19 protein-coding genes are annotated in these 17,490 nt (G+C 68.5%); 1 reads left to right on the top strand and 18 read right to left on the bottom strand.

Going from position 1 to position 17,490, the window contains the following annotated elements:
• The first annotated feature begins 29 nt into the window (after window positions 1–29).
• Window positions 30–542: a hypothetical protein gene (locus AB0B28_RS09355; RefSeq protein ID WP_360118949.1), complete on the top strand. Its 513-nt coding sequence runs from the start codon at window positions 30–32 to the stop codon at window positions 540–542.
• A 78-nt stretch (window positions 543–620) separates the two neighbouring features.
• Here the strand turns inward: AB0B28_RS09355 and atpD are convergent, their stop codons facing one another.
• The 18 genes from atpD to AB0B28_RS09265 all read right to left on the bottom strand — a co-directional run bounded on the left by atpD (window position 621) and on the right by AB0B28_RS09265 (window position 17,480).
• Window positions 621–2,048 carry a F0F1 ATP synthase subunit beta gene (gene atpD / locus AB0B28_RS09350; RefSeq protein ID WP_360118947.1) on the bottom strand — a complete coding sequence of 476 codons (1,428 nt, stop codon included), beginning with the start codon at window positions 2,046–2,048 and terminating at the stop codon, window positions 621–623.
• A 2-nt stretch (window positions 2,049–2,050) separates the two neighbouring features.
• Entirely contained in the window at window positions 2,051–2,989 is a 939-nt protein-coding gene (locus tag AB0B28_RS09345) for a F0F1 ATP synthase subunit gamma (protein ID WP_360118945.1), read from the bottom strand.
• 2 nt (window positions 2,990–2,991) lie between these two features.
• Complete coding sequence (gene atpA / locus AB0B28_RS09340) at window positions 2,992–4,626, bottom strand: F0F1 ATP synthase subunit alpha (RefSeq protein WP_360118943.1); 1,635 nt, start codon at window positions 4,624–4,626, stop codon at window positions 2,992–2,994.
• A 34-nt stretch (window positions 4,627–4,660) separates the two neighbouring features.
• Entirely contained in the window at window positions 4,661–5,482 is an 822-nt protein-coding gene (locus AB0B28_RS09335; protein WP_360118940.1) for a F0F1 ATP synthase subunit delta, read from the bottom strand.
• Window positions 5,482–6,027, bottom strand: coding sequence for a F0F1 ATP synthase subunit B (locus AB0B28_RS09330; protein ID WP_360118938.1), 546 nt, complete (start codon window positions 6,025–6,027; stop codon window positions 5,482–5,484). Before AB0B28_RS09330 ends, AB0B28_RS09335 begins: the two co-directional genes overlap by 1 nt.
• Window positions 6,028–6,047: 20 nt before the next feature.
• Entirely contained in the window at window positions 6,048–6,251 is a 204-nt protein-coding gene (locus tag AB0B28_RS09325; RefSeq protein WP_125246947.1) for a F0F1 ATP synthase subunit C, read from the bottom strand.
• Between the two features lie 96 nt (window positions 6,252–6,347).
• Window positions 6,348–7,160, bottom strand: coding sequence for a F0F1 ATP synthase subunit A (gene atpB, locus AB0B28_RS09320; RefSeq protein ID WP_360118936.1), 813 nt, complete (start codon window positions 7,158–7,160; stop codon window positions 6,348–6,350).
• Window positions 7,161–7,193: 33 nt separating this feature from the next.
• Window positions 7,194–7,415, bottom strand: coding sequence for an AtpZ/AtpI family protein (locus AB0B28_RS09315; RefSeq protein ID WP_360118934.1), 222 nt, complete (start codon window positions 7,413–7,415; stop codon window positions 7,194–7,196).
• Window positions 7,416–7,538: 123 nt separating this feature from the next.
• Window positions 7,539–7,940, bottom strand: coding sequence for a hypothetical protein (locus tag AB0B28_RS09310; protein WP_360118932.1), 402 nt, complete (start codon window positions 7,938–7,940; stop codon window positions 7,539–7,541).
• Window positions 7,937–8,488: a phosphotyrosine protein phosphatase gene (locus AB0B28_RS09305; protein ID WP_360118930.1), complete on the bottom strand. Its 552-nt coding sequence runs from the start codon at window positions 8,486–8,488 to the stop codon at window positions 7,937–7,939. Before AB0B28_RS09305 ends, AB0B28_RS09310 begins: the two co-directional genes overlap by 4 nt.
• The gene (locus tag AB0B28_RS09300) at window positions 8,485–9,210 is read right to left on the bottom strand and encodes an L-threonylcarbamoyladenylate synthase (RefSeq protein ID WP_360118928.1); all 726 of its coding nucleotides are present in this window, start codon (window positions 9,208–9,210) and stop codon (window positions 8,485–8,487) included. The genes AB0B28_RS09305 and AB0B28_RS09300 overlap by 4 nt, the downstream gene beginning before the upstream one ends.
• On the bottom strand, window positions 9,207–10,040 hold the full coding sequence (gene prmC, locus AB0B28_RS09295; protein ID WP_360118926.1) for a peptide chain release factor N(5)-glutamine methyltransferase: 834 nt from the start codon (window positions 10,038–10,040) through the stop codon (window positions 9,207–9,209). Before prmC ends, AB0B28_RS09300 begins: the two co-directional genes overlap by 4 nt.
• Complete coding sequence (gene prfA, locus AB0B28_RS09290) at window positions 10,041–11,126, bottom strand: peptide chain release factor 1 (protein WP_360118924.1); 1,086 nt, start codon at window positions 11,124–11,126, stop codon at window positions 10,041–10,043.
• Between the two features lie 86 nt (window positions 11,127–11,212).
• A complete protein-coding gene (rpmE, locus tag AB0B28_RS09285) occupies window positions 11,213–11,446 on the bottom strand; it encodes a 50S ribosomal protein L31 (protein ID WP_360118922.1) in 234 nt (77 codons plus the stop codon).
• Window positions 11,447–11,614: 168 nt separating this feature from the next.
• Window positions 11,615–13,570, bottom strand: a complete 1,956-nt coding sequence (rho, locus tag AB0B28_RS09280; RefSeq protein ID WP_360118919.1) for a transcription termination factor Rho — start codon at window positions 13,568–13,570, stop codon at window positions 11,615–11,617.
• Window positions 13,571–14,139: 569 nt separating this feature from the next.
• Window positions 14,140–15,060, bottom strand: coding sequence for a homoserine kinase (thrB, locus tag AB0B28_RS09275; RefSeq protein ID WP_360118917.1), 921 nt, complete (start codon window positions 15,058–15,060; stop codon window positions 14,140–14,142).
• A 16-nt stretch (window positions 15,061–15,076) separates the two neighbouring features.
• Window positions 15,077–16,132, bottom strand: a complete 1,056-nt coding sequence (thrC, locus tag AB0B28_RS09270; protein WP_360118915.1) for a threonine synthase — start codon at window positions 16,130–16,132, stop codon at window positions 15,077–15,079.
• A 37-nt stretch (window positions 16,133–16,169) separates the two neighbouring features.
• Window positions 16,170–17,480 carry a homoserine dehydrogenase gene (locus AB0B28_RS09265; RefSeq protein WP_360118913.1) on the bottom strand — a complete coding sequence of 437 codons (1,311 nt, stop codon included), beginning with the start codon at window positions 17,478–17,480 and terminating at the stop codon, window positions 16,170–16,172.
• Between the last annotated feature and the right edge of the window lie 10 nt (window positions 17,481–17,490).

Genomic DNA, 17,490 nt, shown 5'->3' with positions numbered 1-17,490 from the left:
CTTAACCCCGGCTCGGGCACGCTGGAGTCATGCAGAGGAAATGGGTAGTGAGCGGTTGGGCCGCGGCAGCGGCGGTCGCGGTGGCGGCGGGGATCGGCGCGGTGGCCCTGGCGCAGGGCGGCAGCCTCGCGGGACCCGAACAGCCGATGTCGCAAGAGGACGTGCTGGCTTCCTTGGAGGACGCCCGAGGCACCACTCCAGCCGGGTCGGCCTCGGAGTCCGAATCCCCCGCGTCCCAGACGCCGACCGGCCAGTTGGAGGCCACACCCTCGGCGGCGGACGGGCACGTCCTCGGCGGCGACGGCGGCACCTTCCAAGCCGTCTGCGAAGGCGACCAGGTCCGCCTCGACTGGTGGGTCCCCGCCCAGGGCTGGAGCACCGGCCCCGTCGCCCCCGGCCCCGCCGCAGTGGCGACCATCGCGTTCACCGACAGCGGTGACGACGACGATGACGATGACGACTACGACGACGGCTTCTTCTACGAGGTCGCCTGCACGAACGGCGCACCCGCCGCGAAGCTCCTGTCCGACGACGACGACTGACCGAGACCGCGCACCTGGGGAACGCGACGGCCCCGGAACCTTTCGGTTCCGGGGCCGTCGTCTTGCTCTGCTCGAAGGTTAGCCCTTCTTGCGGAGCTCCTCTTCGTTCTTGTGCAGGTCGTCCAGGCCGCCGCACATGAAGAACGCCTGCTCGGGGAAGTGGTCGTACTCCCCTTCGGCGATCTTCTTGAAGGCCTCGACGGTCTCCTTGACGGGGACGAACGAGCCCTCGACACCGGTGAACTGCTTCGCCGCGAACGTGTTCTGCGACAGGAAGCGCTCGATGCGGCGCGCGCGGCCCACGACGAGGCGGTCCTCTTCGGAGAGCTCGTCCATGCCGAGGATCGCGATGATGTCCTGAAGTTCGTTGTACTTCTGGAGGATCTGCTTCACCTGCGAGGCGACCGCGTAGTGCTCGGCGCCGACGACCTCGGGCTCCAGGATTCGGGAGTTCGAGGCCAGCGGGTCGATCGCGGGGTAGATGCCCTTGTCGGAGATCTTCCGCTCCAGGTTCGTCGTCGCGTCCAGGTGCGTGAACGCGGTGAACGGCGCCGGGTCGGTGTAGTCGTCCGCGGGGACGTACACGGCCTGCATCGAGGTGATGGCCTTACCGCGCAGCGAGGTGATGCGCTCCTGGAGCTCACCCATCTCGTCGGCGAGGGTCGGCTGGTAACCCACGGCCGAGGGCATGCGGCCCAGCAGCGCGGAGGTCTCCGAACCGGCCTGCGTGAACCGGAAGATGTTGTCGATGAAGAGCAGCACCTCCTGGTTCTTGACGTCGCGGAAGTACTCGGCCATCGTCAGGGCCGACAGGGCCACGCGAAGACGCACCCCCGGCGGCTCGTCCATCTGGCCGTAGACGAGCGAGGTCTTGGGCAGCACGCCCGCCTCGTCCATCTCGGCGATGAGGTCGTTGCCCTCACGGGTGCGCTCGCCGACACCGGCGAACACGGAGGACCCGCCGAAGTTCTGGGCCACACGGATGATCATCTCCTGGATGAGCACCGTCTTGCCCACGCCGGCGCCGCCGAACAGGCCGATCTTGCCGCCCTTGACGTACGGCGCGAGGAGGTCGATCGCCTTGATGCCGGTCTCCAGCATCTCGGTCTTCGGCTCCAGCTGCGCGAACGCCGGGGCGTGGCGGTGGATCTCCCAGTGGTCGTCGGCCTGAAGCTCTTCGCCCTCGGGGAGGTTGAGGCATTCGCCGAGGACGTTGAAGACCTTGCCCTTGATGCCGTCGCCGACGGGGACCTTGATCTGGCCGCCGGTGTCGCGCACCTCGGCACCGCGGACGAGGCCGTCCGTCGGCGCCATGCAGATGCCGCGGATCTGGTTGTCGCCCAGGTGCTGGGCCACTTCCAGGGTCAGCGTCTTCACGTCGCCGCCGTAGGTCACGTCAACGTGGAGTGCGTTGAAGATCGCCGGGATGGCGTTTCGCGGGAACTCGACGTCGACGACCGGTCCGATGACCCGTACGACGCGCCCCACTCCTTGAGTGTCAGTCATCGTTACTCTCTTCCTGCGGCGGAAAGGGCACTGGCCCCACCCACGATTTCGCTGATCTCCTGCGTGATCGCCGCCTGCCGCGCCGCGTTCGCGCTCCGCCGCAGGGTCTTGATCAATTCTTCGGCGTTGTCCGTTGCCGCCTTCATGGCCCGGCGCTTGGCCGCCAGCTCACTCGCCGCCGCGTCGATCAACGACGCGTAGATGCGGGTCGTCAGATACTTCGGCAGCAGCGCGTCGAGCAGCGCCTCCGGGTTCGGCTCGAACTCGTAGTCGGGGAGCAGCACGTGCTCTTCGAGCTCGTGCTCCTCCACTTCCTCGACTTCGAGCGGGGCCAACTGCCTCGGCTCAGGGTTCTGCGTCAGCAGAGAGACGAACCGGGTGTGGACGATGTGCAGTTCATCGATTCCGAGGATACCGTCCGCTCCCGCGTCGTCACCCTCGTCGTCGGCCCCGGACATGAACGCCGTGAGCAGCGTCCGGGTGATCTTCTGCGCGTCCGAGACCTTCGGCTGCTGGGAGAACCCGGTCCAGGACTGCTCGATCTGCCTGGAGCGGAACCGGTAGTAGTCGACGCCCTTGCGGCCGACGACGTACAGCACCGGGACCTTGCCCTCTTCGGCGAGACGCGAGACCAGCTGCTCGGCGGTGCGGATGACGTTGGCGTTGTAGCCGCCGCACATCCCCTTGTCCGCCGTGATCACCAGCACCCCCGCGCGCCGGACCGCGGGACGCGGCTGGAGCAGCGGGTGGTTGATCGACGCGTTGGACGCGAGCGAGGTCATCACCGAGGTCATGGCGCGGGCGTACGGCAGCGAAGCCGCGACCCGTTCCTGCGCCTTGGCGATGCGGCTGGTGGCGACCAGCTCCTGCGCCTTGGTGATCTTCTTGATGGACTGGGTCGACTTCAGCCGCTTACGCAAACTACGAAGCTGCGCTGACATGGCTAACCCTTCTTGACGCGCTTGACGGTCTCGACGTCCACGTCGCCTTCGAGGGCGTCTTCAGCGGTGTCGGTCACGTGCAGGTCGTCGGCGCTGGCCTTGAACATCTGCTTGAACTTGGCGATCGCGCGCTTGAGGGTGTCCTCGATGTCGCCGGCCACCTTCGTGTTGCCCTCGGTGAGCTGGGCCACGACGTCCTTGTGGTTGGCGCGCATGTAGGTGAGGAACTCGTTCTCGAAGCGGCGGATCTCGCCGACGGGGATGTCGTCGAGCTCGCCCGAGGTGCCCGCCCAGATCGAGATGGTCTCCTCGCCCATCGGGTACGGCTCGGCCACCCCCTGCTTGAGCAGTTCGACCATCCGCAGACCACGGTCGAGCTGGGCGCGCGAAGCGGCGTCCAGGTCGGACGCGAAGGCGGCGAAGGCCTCCAGGTCGCGGTACTGGGCCAGGTCGAGGCGAAGCGAACCGGCCACGCCCTTCATACCCTTGGTCTGCGCGGCGCCACCGACACGGGAGACGGAGGTACCGACGTTGATCGCCGGGCGCACACCCGAGTTGAACAGGCCCTCTTCGAGGAAGACCTGGCCGTCGGTGATCGAGATGACGTTGGTCGGGATGAACTGCGAGATGTCGCCGGCCTTGGTCTCGATGATCGGCAGACCCGTCATCGAACCCGCGCCCAGCTCGTCCGACAGCTTCGCGCAGCGCTCGAGCAGACGCGAGTGCAGGTAGAAGACGTCACCGGGGAAGGCCTCGCGGCCCGGCGGGCGACGCAGCAGCAGCGACACGGTGCGGTAGGCCTCGGCCTGCTTCGACAGGTCGTCGAACACGATGAGGACGTGCTTGCCGCCGTACATCCAGTGCTGGCCGATGGCCGAACCGGTGTAAGGGGCCAGGTACTTCAGACCCGCGGGCTCGTCGGCGTTGGCGGCCACGATGGTCGTGTACTCCATCGCGCCGTGCTCTTCGAGCATGCCCTTGATGCCCGCGACGGTCGAGCCCTTCTGGCCGACCGCGACGTAGATGCAGCGAAGCTGCTTGTTCGGGTCGCCGGACTCCCAGTTCGCGCGCTGGTTGATGATCGTGTCGATCGCGACCTGCGTCTTGCCGGTCTTGCGGTCGCCGATGATCAGCTGGCGCTGGCCGCGGCCGATGGGGGTCATCGCGTCGATGGCCTTGATGCCGGTCTCGACCGGCTCGGACACCGACTGGCGGCTCACGACGTTCGGGGCCTGGGCTTCGAGCTCGCGCTCACCCTCGGCCTCGATCTCGCCGAGGTCGTCGATGGGGTTGCCCAGGGCGTCCACGACGCGGCCCAGGAACTTGTCGCCGACCGGCACGGACAGGACCTTGCCGGTGCGCTTGACCTGCTGGCCCTCGCCGACCTTGGTCGGGTCGCCGAGGAGCACGGCGCCGATCTCGCGCACGTCGAGGTTGAGCGCCAGGCCCATCACGCCGCCCTCGAACTCCAGGAGCTCGTTGGCCATGACGGACGGCAGGCCCTCCACGACGGCGATGCCGTCGCCGGCGGAGGTGACGGTACCGACCTCTTCGCGGGTGATCTCCGGCCGGTACGACGAGACGTAGGCGTCGAGCGCGCTACGGATCTCGTCAGAGGAGATGGTCAATTCAGCCATCTGAACGTTTACCTTTCTGTTGTTACCGGCTGGATCAGCGTCCGGCCAAGGCTTGGCGGGCTTCGTCGAGGCGGCGCGAGACGGAGCCGTCCCACAGTTCCGAGCCGACTTGCACCCGGATGCCCCCGACGATCGCGGGGTCGACGGTGACCTTGAGCGCCACCGGGCGGCCGTAGACCAAGGTGAGCTTGGCCGCGAGCTGGCGTTCGCCGGCCTCGTCGAGCGGAGCCGCCACGGTCACGTAGGCCACGGCCTCGTCGCGCGCCGCCGCGGCGGACTCGACCAGGTGGGCCAGCGACGCGTGGAAGCTGCGCCCGCCGATGCCGAAGCACGCGGCGGCCGCCAGCTTCGCTGTCACCGGCTCGGCCTTGCCGTCGAGCAGACGCTCGACCAGCTCGGCCCGGCCCTTGGGGTCGGTGCCGGAGGCACCGAGGACCGAGGCCAGGTCGGCGTCGCCGTCGACCAGCCGCCCGAAGCGGAACAGCTGGTCTTCGACGTTGGCGAGCGTGCCGTCCTTCGCGGCGGCGAGGAGCAGCGCGCTCACGGCGAGCTGCTCGGTGCCGTCGACCAGTTCGGCCGGACTTCCCCAGCGGCCGCGCACGAGCGCGGCCACCACGTCGATCGCGAGGGCGCCGACTTGACCGGCGATGAGCCCGCGGAGCAGGCCCTCCCGGTCGTCCGCCGTACGGGCGGGGTCGGACAGGGCGCGACGCAGCCGAGGCTGGTCGACGAGGAACCGCGTCACTCCCAGCAGCTGGTCGCCGCACTCGGTGAGCTGCTCGGCCGAGCTTGCGGAGGCGGCAGCCTCCAGCACGGCCCGGCCGGCCTCGATGCTTTCGCGTCCAGTCGTCGACATCAGCGCGCTCCGCTCGTCTCGGCGGTGTCGTCGGAGATCTGCGCGAGGAACTGGTCCACGGTCGCAGTGGTGTCCGCGTCTCCGGCGAGGCGCTGGCCGATGATCTTCCCGGCCAGGTCCACCGCCAGGTTGCCGACCTCGTTGCGCAGCTCGCGAACGAGCTGCTGGCGCGAGGCCTCGACCTGGGCGTGGCCGGCCGCGATCACGCGGTTGGCCTCTTCGCGGGCGGAGACGAGGATCTCCTCCTTGGCCGCCACCGCGTCGGCGCGGGCCTCATCACGGATGGACGCGGCCTCTTCCTGCGCGGTGGCGAGCTTGCGACGGTACTCCTCGAGCGTCTGATTGGCCTCTTCTTGAGCCCGTTCAGCCCGCTCGATGCCGCCTTCGATCGCGTCCACTCGTGCTTCGAACGTCTTCTCCATGCGGGGGAAGACGAACTTCATGAGCACGAAGCACAGCAGCCCGAAGGCGATGGCGCCGATCAGCATTTCCTGCCAGATCGGGAAGAGGATCTCTGCCCCTCCTTCTTCGGCGGCGAGAATCATGTTCGCTCCGTGGGTGGGTGCTAGTTGATGAACGCGAGGACCAGGCCGAACAGGGCCAGCACCTCGACGAGAGCGAAGCCCATGAACAGCATCGGGCGGGTGATACCGGCCGACTCGGGCTGACGCGCGGTGGCGGTGATCCACGCGGCGAAGATCAGGGCGACACCGATACCGGGGCCGATCGCGGCGAGACCGTAACCGATGACGCTGACAGAGCCTTCCATGGTGTTTTCTCCTAGGTTTCAGCGTGGCGTGTCCGTCACGCGCACGAGGTTCTTCAATTGCGAAATCTGGGTGGGGGTGGGAAGTTCCGGGGAGCGCTAGTGCTCCTCAGCGAGAGACCCCTGGATGTACATCCCGGTGAGCAGGGTGAAGACGTAGGCCTGGAGCAGGATGACGATGAGCTCGAAGAGCGTCATCGCGATGCCCATGGCGAACGAGAAGACCGACAGTCCCTGGATGAAGAGGTTGCCGGAGTTCAGCATCTCGAAGCCGCCGAGGATGAACACCAGCAAGATGAGGTGGCCCGCGAACATGTTCGCGAAGAGCCGCAGCGCCAGGGTGACCGGGCGCAGGAAGATGTTCTGGAGGATCTCGATCGGGACCAGCAGCGGCATGACGAAGGCCGGGGCGCCCGGAGGCACGACGGTCATCTTGAACCACTTGGCGAAGCCGTGCTGCTTGATGCCGACCCAGACGTAGATGATCCACGACAGGATCGCGAGTGTCGCCGGGAAGGCGATGTGCGACATCGGGGAGATCTGGATGCCGGGCACGATGGCCCAGAAGTTCATGAAGAGGATGAACACGAAGAGGGTCGCGAGGTACGGGGCGAAGCGCACGCCGTCCTTCTTGCCCATGAGGTCGATGGAGACGGTGTTCCGGATGAACCCGTAAGCGGACTCGGCAATCCACTGCTTCTTGGTGGGGACGATCTGGGGCTTGCTGTAAGCCCACATGAAGAAGATGATCAACAGCAGCGCGGTCGCGAACGTGACCACGGTGAGCGTGGTGATCATGTTGGTGAACGCAGTACCGGAAAGCCCTGAGAACCAGTCGGCGAAGTTGAAGCTGTGGAGTCCGGGCGGGAAGTGGGAGTCCCCTTCGGCCAGCACGATGGCTGAGTCGGTCACGCGAGCCACGCCTCTCAGTCAGTGTCGGTCAAATTACGGCGGCGACATCTGCTTGATGAGCAGGTACATTCCCGCTCCAGCACCGACAAGCATCCCTACCAGGAGCCCGACTCTGGGCAATTCGAGCCACAGGTCGACGAGATATCCGAGTCCACCCCAGAAGATGATTCCGGAAAGGAGATATCCCAGAGCGCGCCAACCCATCTCCGAACCATCGGATTGGGGCTTGCGTTCGGGGGGTTCCATGTCGGCCATGTCGAGCTGAACTCTAACAGCTACTACACAGGAACTGCCCAGCGGGTTCGCTGAGATGAGCGTCATCGGTGCGGATTTGTCAACCTCAACGAAACACGGCGTGTCACGGTCCGGACCGCGCGGTCAGGAACGGTCGCCGAGTTCGATGTAGGGGATCTTCGCCTTGTAAGCCCACACGACCTGTGTCGCGAGCCAGGCGACCGCGCCGACCACGATGCCGCAGGCGAACGGGACCAGGGCATTGGGAGCGGTCGATTTGACGACCGCCAGAGCGGTGAGCGCGGCCGCGAGTTTGACCGTGTAGGTGATCAACGCCATAGGCAGGGTGAGACGCAGGTCAAGCTTTTCGGCGTAGGCCACGGCCGCTACCGATCCGGCGAAACCCAAGGCGGCCAAGGCTACTCCTGCCGGAGTGGCCCACGCGCCCGGGCCGCCGGCCCAGAGCCAGCCGATGACGGCCGCGAGGACCGCCACGATCCCCGAGACGATGAAGCACGGGCGCAGGAATCCACGGGCGGCCTTCACGACGTGCCTTCCAGGGCCTTGGCGATCGCGCGGACCGACTCTTCGAGTTGGTCGGCGATCTGGGAGTAGACGCGGCGGTTCGCTCCCCACGGGTCGGTGAGGTTGATCTCGTCGTAGTCGCCGCGGCGCTCTTCGGCGAGCGCCACGAGGGCCTTCCCGCGCAGGATCGCGTCACCGTCCGGCAACTCGGACGCAACGTCGGCGGCGACGCGCCCGAAGCTGCGCACCAGGAAGGACTTGGCGACCGCTTCGGGGAAGCGCTCGGCGATGTACTCCAGGTGCCCGGTGGTCGCGGCGAGGACCAGGTCCGAGGCCTCGACGTGCTCGCGCTCCAGCTGGCGGGCCCGGAAGCCCGCGAAGTCGTAGCCGCGGGCCTCAAGCTCGTCCATCGAGGCGGGGTACATGCCCTCCCCGGAGTGGAACGAGGAGATGCCCGCGCCGTGGTTGAGCACGTCGTCGCCGGTGAGTCCGTCGAGCATCCGCTCCGACATCGGCGACCGGCAGATGTTGCCGGTGCAGACGTGCAGGACGGTGAACGGAGCGGTCACGCCGAGGTCTCCTCGGTTTCGGTCGCTTCAGCTTCGGGCTCGGCCTCGTCGTCTTCGGGACCCTCGCCGGGGCCGTAGCCGTCGCGGTCGAGCGTGTCGGGGACGATCTTGCGGATCTGCTCCAGGCTGAGCGCGCCCTCGCGCAGGACCTGCGGCGGGTGCGCGACGCAGTCGACGATCGTGGAGGGCAGGTTGTCCTCGGAGGGACCGGCTTCGAGGTACACCGAGACGTCGGTGCCCAGCTGGGCCTTCGCGTCGGCGGCGGTCTCGGCCGGGGGCTGGCCGTGCTTGTTGGCCGAGGAGACGGCCATCGGGCCGGTCTCCTTGAGCAGTTCGAGCGCCAGCGGGTGCAGCGGCATGCGCACCGCCACGGTGCCGTCGGTGTCGCCGAGGTCCCAGGTCAGGGTCGGGGTGTAGGGCACCACCACGGTGAGCGGGCCGGGCCAGAAGGCCTCGATGAGCTCCTTGGCCGAGTCCGGCACGTCGGAGGCGATCCCGTCGAGCGCGCGCTTGGTGCCGATGAGCACCGGTGGGGCCATGTCCCTCCCGCGGCCCTTGGCGGCGAGCAGCGCCTTCACGGCGGCGTGGTTGAACGCGTCGCATCCGATGCCGTAGACGGTGTCGGTGGGGATGACGACCAGCCTGCCGCCGGTCACCGCCCGCGCGGCCGACTTCAGCCCGGTGGCGCGGTCCTTGATCTTCCTGCAATTGAACAGCCTCACGGCAGCAAGCCTAGCCTTCCTGTAGCGAACCTCGGCCGCCCAGCCAGGTCCAGGTGGTCCTCCGCATCGGTGAATCCGCTGACCCGCAGGATCTCGGGGGCGACCGTGCCGTGGGTGTCGTCGTGCTCGAAGCCGTACCAGCCGCCGGGCCGCAGCCAGGCCGCGGCCCGCACGGCCAGCGGCTGGATGACCGCCAGCCCGGCCTCGGCGGCGTAGACCGCGCCGGTGGGGTCGAACTTCACCTCGGGCGCCACTTCGATCTCGAAGGGCACATACGGCGGGTTGGCGGTGACGAGGTCGACCTGCCCGTCGAGTTCGTTCAGGGTCTGGGCGGCGGTGGCGTCGGCGAGGACGGGCACCGCTTTGGTGTCTCGCAGGTTCACTTCGAGCCATTCGAACGCGTCGGGGTCGGCTTCGACGGCCCAGACGCGGGCGTCGGGGCGCTCGGTCGCGATCGCGCGGGCGACCGCGCCGGAACCGGAGCACGCGTCGATCACGGTGCCGCCCTTGGGAAGGCGGGTGAGGGCCCAGTCGACGAGGAGTTCGGTCTCGAAGCGGGGCACGAACACGCCCGGGCCCACGGCGAGCTCGCCGTAGCGGAATGCGGCCGAGCCGGTCAGGTGCTGGAGAGGCTCGCGGGTGGCGCGGCGTGCGATGAGCGCGTCGAACTCGGCGAGCCGGGCCGCGTCGGGGGCGTCGGCGATGAGCAGCTGGGCGCGGGTGCGTCCGGAGACGTGGGCGGCGAGCAGCTCGGCGTCGACTCGCGGGGAGTCGACGCCTGCCGCTTCGAGCCGTTTCGCGGCCTCGGTGATCGCCTCGGACCAGTGCATCTATTCGGTTCCGCGAGCCATGCGCTCGGCGCGGTCGGCCGCGGCGAGGGCGTCGAGGGCCTCGTCCAGCGCGCCGTCCATGACCTGGTCGAGGTTGTAGGCGGTGAAGCCCACGCGGTGGTCGGTGAGGCGGTTCTGCGGGAAGTTGTAGGTGCGGATGCGCTCGGACCGGTCGGCGGTGCGGACCTGGAGGAGGCGGGCCGCGCCCGCGGCGGCGGCGGCCTCTTCCTGCTGCTTTGCAAGGAGCCGGGCGCGGAGGACCTTGATCGCGGCCTCCTTGTTCTGGAGCTGGCTCTTCTCGTTCTGGCTGGTCACGACCACGCCGGTGGGGACGTGGGTGAGGCGCACCGCGGAGTCGGTGGTGTTGACCGACTGGCCGCCGGGGCCCGAGGAGCGGTAGACGTCCACGCGCACGTCGTTCATGTTCAGCTCGAAGTCGACCTCTTCGGCCTCGGGCATCACGGTCACGGCGGCGGCAGAAGTGTGGACGCGGCCCTGCGACTCGGTCACGGGCACGCGCTGGACGCGGTGCACCCCGCCCTCGAACTTCATGCGCGACCACACGCCGTTGCCGCCTTCGGGAGTGCCCTTGGTGCGCACCGCGATCGAGGAGTCCTTGATGCCGCCGAGGTCGGTGGGCACCATTTCGAGGGTCTCGACCGACCAGCCCTGGCGCTCGAAGTAGCGCAGGTACATGCGCATGAGGTCCCCGGCGAACAGCCCGGACTCCTCGCCGCCCGCCCCGGCCTTGATCTCGATGATCACGTCCTTGGAGTCGTCGGGGTCGCGCGGGACCAGCAGCTCGGCGAGCTTCTCCTCCAGTTCGGGGATGCGGGTCTTCAGGCGCGCCGCCTCCTCGGCGAACTCCGCGTCCTCCTTGGCGAGCTCCTCGGCGGTCTCCAGGTCGTCCTTGGCCGCCTCGATGTCCTCGGCGGTCTTGGCGATCGGCGAGAGCTCGGCGTAGCGGCGGCCGACCTTGCGGGCCTGCGCCGGGTCGGCGTGCAGGGCGGGGTCGCCCATCTGGACCTCGAGGTCCTTGAACTCGGCGAGCAGCGAGGCCAGGCGGTTGTCGGCAGCGGCAGTCATGGCGGTTCCTTAAGCAGCGGATTCGTGAGCGGGGACGAAAAACGCGGTGCCCGCGTCGCAGAGGACACGGGCACCGCGGAGCACAGCTACTTGCCGGCCTGAGCGGCCTTCTCCTGGGTCTTGGCGTAGCGGGCCTTGAACTTGGCCACGCGACCGCCGGTGTCGAGGATGCGCTGCTTGCCGGTGTAGAACGGGTGGCACTTGTTGCAGGTCGCAGCCTGGATCTTCCCGCTGGCAACGGTCGACCGGGTGGTGAAGCTGTTCCCGCAGGAGCAGGTCACCTCGGTGACGACGTACTCAGGGTGAATGCCCTCTTTCATGACTTCCCTTTCATGTCGGTCGCCGGGTCGGCGTCGCTTGCGCCACTGCCGTGAACCGGTACCGCGTCCGGCCTTGAGAGGCCTCGGTTAGGGTGCGCGACCTGCGCACCAGCATCCAATGGTAAGACGTGAGGCCGCTCTCAACCAGAGCGGCCTCACGCTTCACAGCTATTCGCCGGGCGTGCTCTTGACGATGGACATCAGGAACTCGGCGTTCGTCTGCGTCTTCTTCAGGCGGTCGATCAACAGATCGATGGCCTGCTGCGGCTCCAGCGAGGACAGGACCCGGCGGAGCTTGAGCATGACCGCCTGCTCCTCGGGGCTCATCATGAGCTCGTCCTTGCGGGTGCTCGACTGGTGCACGTCGATCGCGGGCCAGGTGCGCTTCTCGGCGATCTTGCGGTCGAGCTTGAGCTCGGCGTTGCCGGTGCCCTTGAACTCCTCGAAGATCACCGTGTCGCCCATGGAGCCGGTCTCGACCAGCGCGGTGCCGATGATGGTCAGCGAGCCGCCGTGCTCGATGTTCCGCGCCGCGCCGAGGAAGCGCTTGGGCGGGTAGAGCGCGGTCGAGTCGATGCCGCCGGACAGGATCCGGCCCGACGCGGGCGACGAGTTGTTGTACGCGCGGCCCAGGCGGGTGATCGAGTCGAGCAGCACGACCACGTCGTGGCCGAGTTCGACCAGGCGCTTGGCGCGCTCGATCGCGAGCTCGGCGACGGTGGTGTGGTCCGACGGCGGGCGGTCGAAGGTCGAGGCGATGACCTCGCCCTTGACCGAGCGCTGCATGTCGGTGACCTCTTCGGGCCGCTCGTCGGCGAGGACCACCATGAGGTGGCACTCGGGGTTGTTCGTGGTGATCGCGTTGGCGATCGCCTGGAGCACCATCGTCTTGCCGGCCTTGGGCGGGGAGACGATGAGGGCCCGCTGGCCCTTGCCGATCGGCGACACCAGGTCGATGACCCGGGTGGTGAGCGCGTTCGGCTCGGTCTCCAGGCGCAGGCGCTCCTGCGGGTACAGCGGCGTGAGCTTGTAGAACTCGTCGCGCTTCTTGGCGTCCTCGGGGTTCATGCCGTTGACGGTGTCGAGGCGCACGAGCGGGTTGTACTTCTCGCGGCGCTGCTTGCCGTTGTTCTGGCCCCCGGGCTCTTCGCCGCGGCCGGGCTTGACGGCGCCGATGATGGCGTCGCCGCGGCGCAGGCGGTACTTGCGGACCTGCGACATCGAGACGTAGACGTCGTCCGGACCGGCGAGGTAGCCGGTGGTGCGGATGAACGCGTAGTTGTCGAGGATGTCGAGGATGCCGGCGACGGGCACGAGCTGCTCGTCGTTCGGGGCGTTGCCGGGACGCTCGTTCTCCTCCGGGCCGCGGCCGGAGCGGCGGCGGTCGGAGCGGTCGCGGCGCTTGCGGCGGCGGCCTTCGCCCTCCCCGTCGCGGGGGCCGCGGTCGTCGTAGCCGTCCTCGTCGTTGCCTCGACGCTCGGCGCGCGGTTCCTCGCGGCGTTCGTCGTTCCGGCGCTCGGCCCGGTTCTCGCCGCGTTCGGACTGCTGCTCGTCGCGGCGGCCGTTCTCGCGGTTGTCGCGGGCGCGGCGGCGGCGCTGCGGGCGGTCCTCTTCGGACTCGGGCGCGGAGGACGGGGCCTCGGCCTCGGGCTCGGCCGGGCGCTCGGCCTCGGGGGCCGGCTGGCTCTGGCGGCGGCGCGGCTGCGGCGGACCGGCCGGGCGCGTGGCCCGACGGGCGGCGGTGCCGCCCTTGGCGTCGGTCTCGGAACCGTTGTCGGCGTTCGCTTCGGCGTCGCCGCCCGCGGGCTCGACAGTGGTCTGCGGGCCCTCGACGGTCGGTGTGTGGTCGGACTCAGGCACTGGCGGGGCCTCCTGTTCTGCGCTGGCACCGCCGGGCTGCGAGCCCGCATCCTGCCGTTCCTGGATGGCGGCGATCAACTCGCTCTTGCGCATCCGGCCAACGCCGGTGATGCCGAGCGATTGGGCCATCTGCTGGAGCTCGGGCATCAGCATGGATGCCAGACCGGTTCCTGCCCGACGTCGCTTCTTGGCCTCCGGGAGTTCTCCCGAAGCCGACGCCGCATCGCTCATCCGGTCCGACGTCGTGCCGGTGGTGTCGCTCAATGGATTCCTTCCCTGGCGGAACTTCGAAATGGATTCGAGGAGCTTCCGCGTCTTTCAAATAGCCGCAATGCCGATGTTCTGGTCTGCGTACGGCCATCGCCTCGGCCTACCGGGGCCGATTGGCCGCGGTGGATGGAAGACGACAGTCGACACTGGGTGCAACACCCCTGGGCTGTCCGCTGAGCAGACGGTCCTGATCGAGGAAACAGCCTCTGGGCCTGCGACTGGACAGCTCGCGATGAATGATCGCGCACGATGGGACCCCTGGTCCCGAATTGCGCTGATTGCGATCCTCAGTCTTTGCGATCCGATCCGAGCGAAGGCTCGGCGCCACAAGCGGACGGCGGCTGTTCCTTGGTCGAAACCATGCCATGTCACGCAGGAGCTATGCAAAGTCACAAATCCGTGGTTGAGGGTGATGACCCAAACAAGAGATCAGGCGTGCGCTGGATGCGCCGCAGCTGTTGTGACCACAAGCATAAGCAAGGCTTCGAGCAGTCACGACACCGGGTGGTCGTCTCTTAGGAATAGTAGCGCACTCCCGCCATTGTCAACCACAGACCCGAGGATCATTCACGGCGGGAGGTCGCGACCTGTTCGGCCCCTGAACCGAAGTCGAGACGCCTGGCTTCGAAGCCTTCGGGGGCCTCGGGGAGCTCGGCGTCGTCGACCGCGAGGGCCAGGACCGTAGGCCCAGCTCCTGAGATCGCCGCGGCGATTCCAGCGGTACGCAGATCGTGCAACAAGCGGGTGCTCTCCGGCATTCCCTCGGCCCGGTAGGACTGGTGGAGCCGGTCCTCGGTGGCCTCGAACAATCGCGAGGGCTGGCGCGAGACGGCGGCGACCAGCAGGGCCGAACGCGAGAGGTTGAACACGGCGTCGGCGTGCGGCACCCGCTCGGGCAGTGCCGCGCGGGCCACCGAGGTCAGGCCTTTGACCTGCGGGATGTACACCCAGGGGTGAATCCGCGGCGACGGGTCGAGGCGCACGGCCTTCGCTCCGTCCTCAGTGGAGTACGCGATGGTGAAGCCGCCGAGGAGGCACGGGGCCACGTTGTCGGGGTGGCCCTCGATCGCGTCGGCCAGCGCGAGCTTCTCGGTGCGGGTGAGTCCGGCTCCGGCGAGCGCGTCGGCGAGCATGATCCCGGCGACGATGGCCGCCGATGAGGAGCCGAGACCGCGGGCGTGCGGGATCCGGTTGCGGCACTTGAGTTTCAGGCCCGGGGGCGCGAGGTCGAGGTGCGCGAAGGTGCGGATCATGGTGGCGGCCACGAGGTGGCGTTCGTCGGTCGGGACGGTGCCTTCGCCCTCGCCTTCGACTTCCACGGTGACGGCGGTGCCGCTGGTGGCTTCGGCGGTGACCTCGTCGTAGAGGTCGAGGGCGAGGCCGAGCGAGTCGAAGCCGGGGCCGAGGTTGGCCGAGGTGGCGGGGACGCGAACGGTGGCTTGTGGGCCGCTCTCGGCGACGCTCGCGGAGCCGTAAATTGGCACAGTGAAAGCGCCCAAGTCAGAGGCCCAGCGCCGTGGCGGTCTTGAGGACGTCGACGGGGACCGTGTGCGGTTGGGGCGCGGTGGAGACGGCCCAGTCGGGGTCCTTGAGGCCGTTGCCGGTGACGGTGCAGACGATCGTCTGGCCCGGTTCGATCCATCCGGCGTCGGCCTGCTTGATGAGGCCGGCGACCGAGGCGGCCGAGGCGAGTTCGACGAACACGCCTTCGCTGCGGGCGAGCAGCATGTAGGCGGCGTGGATCTCGCGGTCGGTGGCGGCGATGATGTCGCCGTTCGACTCCGCTTTGGCGTCGAGGGCCTTGGTCCAGGAGGCGGGGTTGCCGATGCGGATCGCGGTGGCGATGGTCTGCGGGTGCTCCACGACCTTGCCGTTGACGATCGGGGCGGCCCCGGCGGCCTGGACGCCGAGCATGCGAGGGAGTTTGGTGGTCGCGCCCGCGGCGTGGTCCTCGTTGTAGCCGAGCCAGTAGGCGGTGATGTTGCCCGCGTTGCCGACCGGGAGGCAGTGGATGTCGGGTGCGTCGCCGAGTACTTGGACCACTTCGTAGGCGGCGGTCTTCTGGCCGAGGATGCGGTTGTAGTTGAGGTGGTTGACGAGCGTGACCGGGTAGTCGATCGCGAGCTTGTCGGCGATGGTGAGGCAGTCGTCGAAGTTGCCGTCGACTTGGAGGACCTTCGCGCCGTGGACGAGGGCCTGGGCGAGCTTGCCGAGGGCGATCTTCCCGGCGGGGATGAGCACGGCGCAGGTGATGCCCGCGCGGGCGGCGTAGGCCGCGGCCGAGGCGGAGGTGTTGCCGGTGGAGGCGCAGATGACGGCCTTGGATCCGGCTTCGACGGCTTTGGAGACGGCGAGGGTCATGCCGCGGTCCTTGAAGGAGCCGGTCGGGTTGAGGCCCTCGATCTTGAGGTAGACGTCGCAGCCGGTGCGGGCCGAGAGCGTCGGGACCGGCAGGAGCGGCGTGCCGCCCTCCTGGAGGGTGACCACCGGGGTGGCGTCGGAGACGGGCAGCCGGTCGCGGAATTCCTCGATGAGGCCGCGCCAGCCGGGGCGCATAGCGGTTGAGGCTGAGCTTTGGGAGGACATCTCGGTCCTATTCTCCTTCGACGCGCATGACGGAGGTGACCTGGTGCACCGACGTCAGTTGCGACAGTTCCTGCACGGTGTCCGACAACTGCTTGTCGGCCGCAGTGTGGGTGACCACCACGAGCTGGGCGTCGTCGCTCCGGCCCGACTGGTGGACGGTGGCGAGGCTGACGCCGTGGTGGGCGAAGGTGGCCGCCACCCGGGCGAGCACGCCGGGTTCGTCGACCACGTCGAGGCTGACGTGGTAGCGGGTGAGGGCCTCGCCGATGGGTTTCACCGGGAGGTCCGAGTAGGCGGCCTCGGGCGGGAAGGCGGTGATCCCGCCGCGTTTGTTGCGCGCCACGGCGACGATATCGCCGAGGACGGCAGAGGCGGTCTCGGTGCCGCCCGCTCCCGCTCCGTAGAACATGAGGCGTCCGGCGGATTCGGCTTCGACGAACACGGCGTTGTACGCGCCGTTGACGTTCGCGAGCGGGTGGGTGGCCGGGATCATCGCGGGGTGGACGCGCACGGACACGCCGTCGGCTTCGCGGGTGGCGATGCACAGGGGCTTGACCACGCGGCCTTCGGCGGCGGCCGAGGCGATGTCGGCGGCGCTGACGCCCTTGGTCCACTCGCCGGTGGAGGCCTGCCCGGCGCGGATGCCCGCGCGGTAGACGTCCTCGAGGTCGACCTGGGTGTGGAACGCGAGCGAGGCGATGAGCGCGGCCTTGGCGGCGGCGTCGTAGTTGTCGACGTCGGCGCGGGGGTCGGCCTCGGCGTAGCCCAGGGCGGTGGCCTCGGACAGGGCCTCCTCGAAGGACGCGCCGGTCTGGGTCATCTGGCTGAGGATGTAGTTGGTGGTGCCGTTGACGATGCCGAGCACGCGGTTGATGGTGTCGCCGTGGAGCGATTCGCGCAGGGGCCGCATGAGCGGGATAGCGGCGGCCGCGGCGGCCTCGTAGTAGAGGTCGGCCTCCCCGGCTTTGGCCGCGGCGGCGAGCGCGGGCATGTCCTCGGCGAGGAGGGCCTTGTTGGCGGTCACGACGGACTTGCCCTGGCCCAGCGCGGTGGTGATCCAGGTGCGGGCCGGTTCGATGCCTCCGGCGACTTCGACGACGATGTCGACGTCGTCGCGTTTGACCAGGCCGAGCGCGTCGGTGGTGAACAGGGACCTGTCCACCGGCAGGTGCGAGCGGTCGCGGTCGATCCTGCGGACGGCGATCCCGACTATTTCCACCGGTTCGCCTACTCGGGCGGCCAGCTCGTCCCCGCGCATTCGCATGAGGCGCACGACTTCACTGCCGACGTTGCCGCATCCGAGTAGCGCGAGTTTCATCGCTGGGTTC

This window comes from Glycomyces sp. NPDC046736, from assembly GCF_040645615.1.
Classification (GTDB): domain Bacteria; phylum Actinomycetota; class Actinomycetes; order Mycobacteriales; family Micromonosporaceae; genus Glycomyces.
This window is presented reverse-complemented; position numbering and strand designations above follow the sequence as displayed.

Excerpts from the sequence above, each read along its gene's own strand:
- rpmE (WP_360118922.1), bottom strand. The coding sequence starts at position 11,446 with ATGAAAGAGGGCATTCACCCTGAGTACGTCGTCACCGAGGTGACCTGC.
- AB0B28_RS09265 (WP_360118913.1), bottom strand. The coding sequence starts at position 17,480 with ATGAAACTCGCGCTACTCGGATGCGGCAACGTCGGCAGTGAAGTCGTG.
- atpD (WP_360118947.1), bottom strand. The coding sequence starts at position 2,048 with ATGACTGACACTCAAGGAGTGGGGCGCGTCGTACGGGTCATCGGACCG.
- AB0B28_RS09315 (WP_360118934.1), bottom strand. The coding sequence starts at position 7,415 with ATGGCCGACATGGAACCCCCCGAACGCAAGCCCCAATCCGATGGTTCG.
- AB0B28_RS09325 (WP_125246947.1), bottom strand. The coding sequence starts at position 6,251 with ATGGAAGGCTCTGTCAGCGTCATCGGTTACGGTCTCGCCGCGATCGGC.
- AB0B28_RS09345 (WP_360118945.1), bottom strand. The coding sequence starts at position 2,989 with ATGTCAGCGCAGCTTCGTAGTTTGCGTAAGCGGCTGAAGTCGACCCAG.
- AB0B28_RS09355 (WP_360118949.1), top strand. The coding sequence starts at position 30 with ATGCAGAGGAAATGGGTAGTGAGCGGTTGGGCCGCGGCAGCGGCGGTC.
- thrC (WP_360118915.1), bottom strand. The coding sequence starts at position 16,132 with ATGCGCCCCGGCTGGCGCGGCCTCATCGAGGAATTCCGCGACCGGCTG.
- AB0B28_RS09335 (WP_360118940.1), bottom strand. The coding sequence starts at position 5,482 with ATGTCGACGACTGGACGCGAAAGCATCGAGGCCGGCCGGGCCGTGCTG.
- prfA (WP_360118924.1), bottom strand. The coding sequence starts at position 11,126 with ATGACTGCCGCTGCCGACAACCGCCTGGCCTCGCTGCTCGCCGAGTTC.
- atpA (WP_360118943.1), bottom strand. The coding sequence starts at position 4,626 with ATGGCTGAATTGACCATCTCCTCTGACGAGATCCGTAGCGCGCTCGAC.
- AB0B28_RS09330 (WP_360118938.1), bottom strand. The coding sequence starts at position 6,027 with ATGATTCTCGCCGCCGAAGAAGGAGGGGCAGAGATCCTCTTCCCGATC.
- prmC (WP_360118926.1), bottom strand. The coding sequence starts at position 10,040 with ATGCACTGGTCCGAGGCGATCACCGAGGCCGCGAAACGGCTCGAAGCG.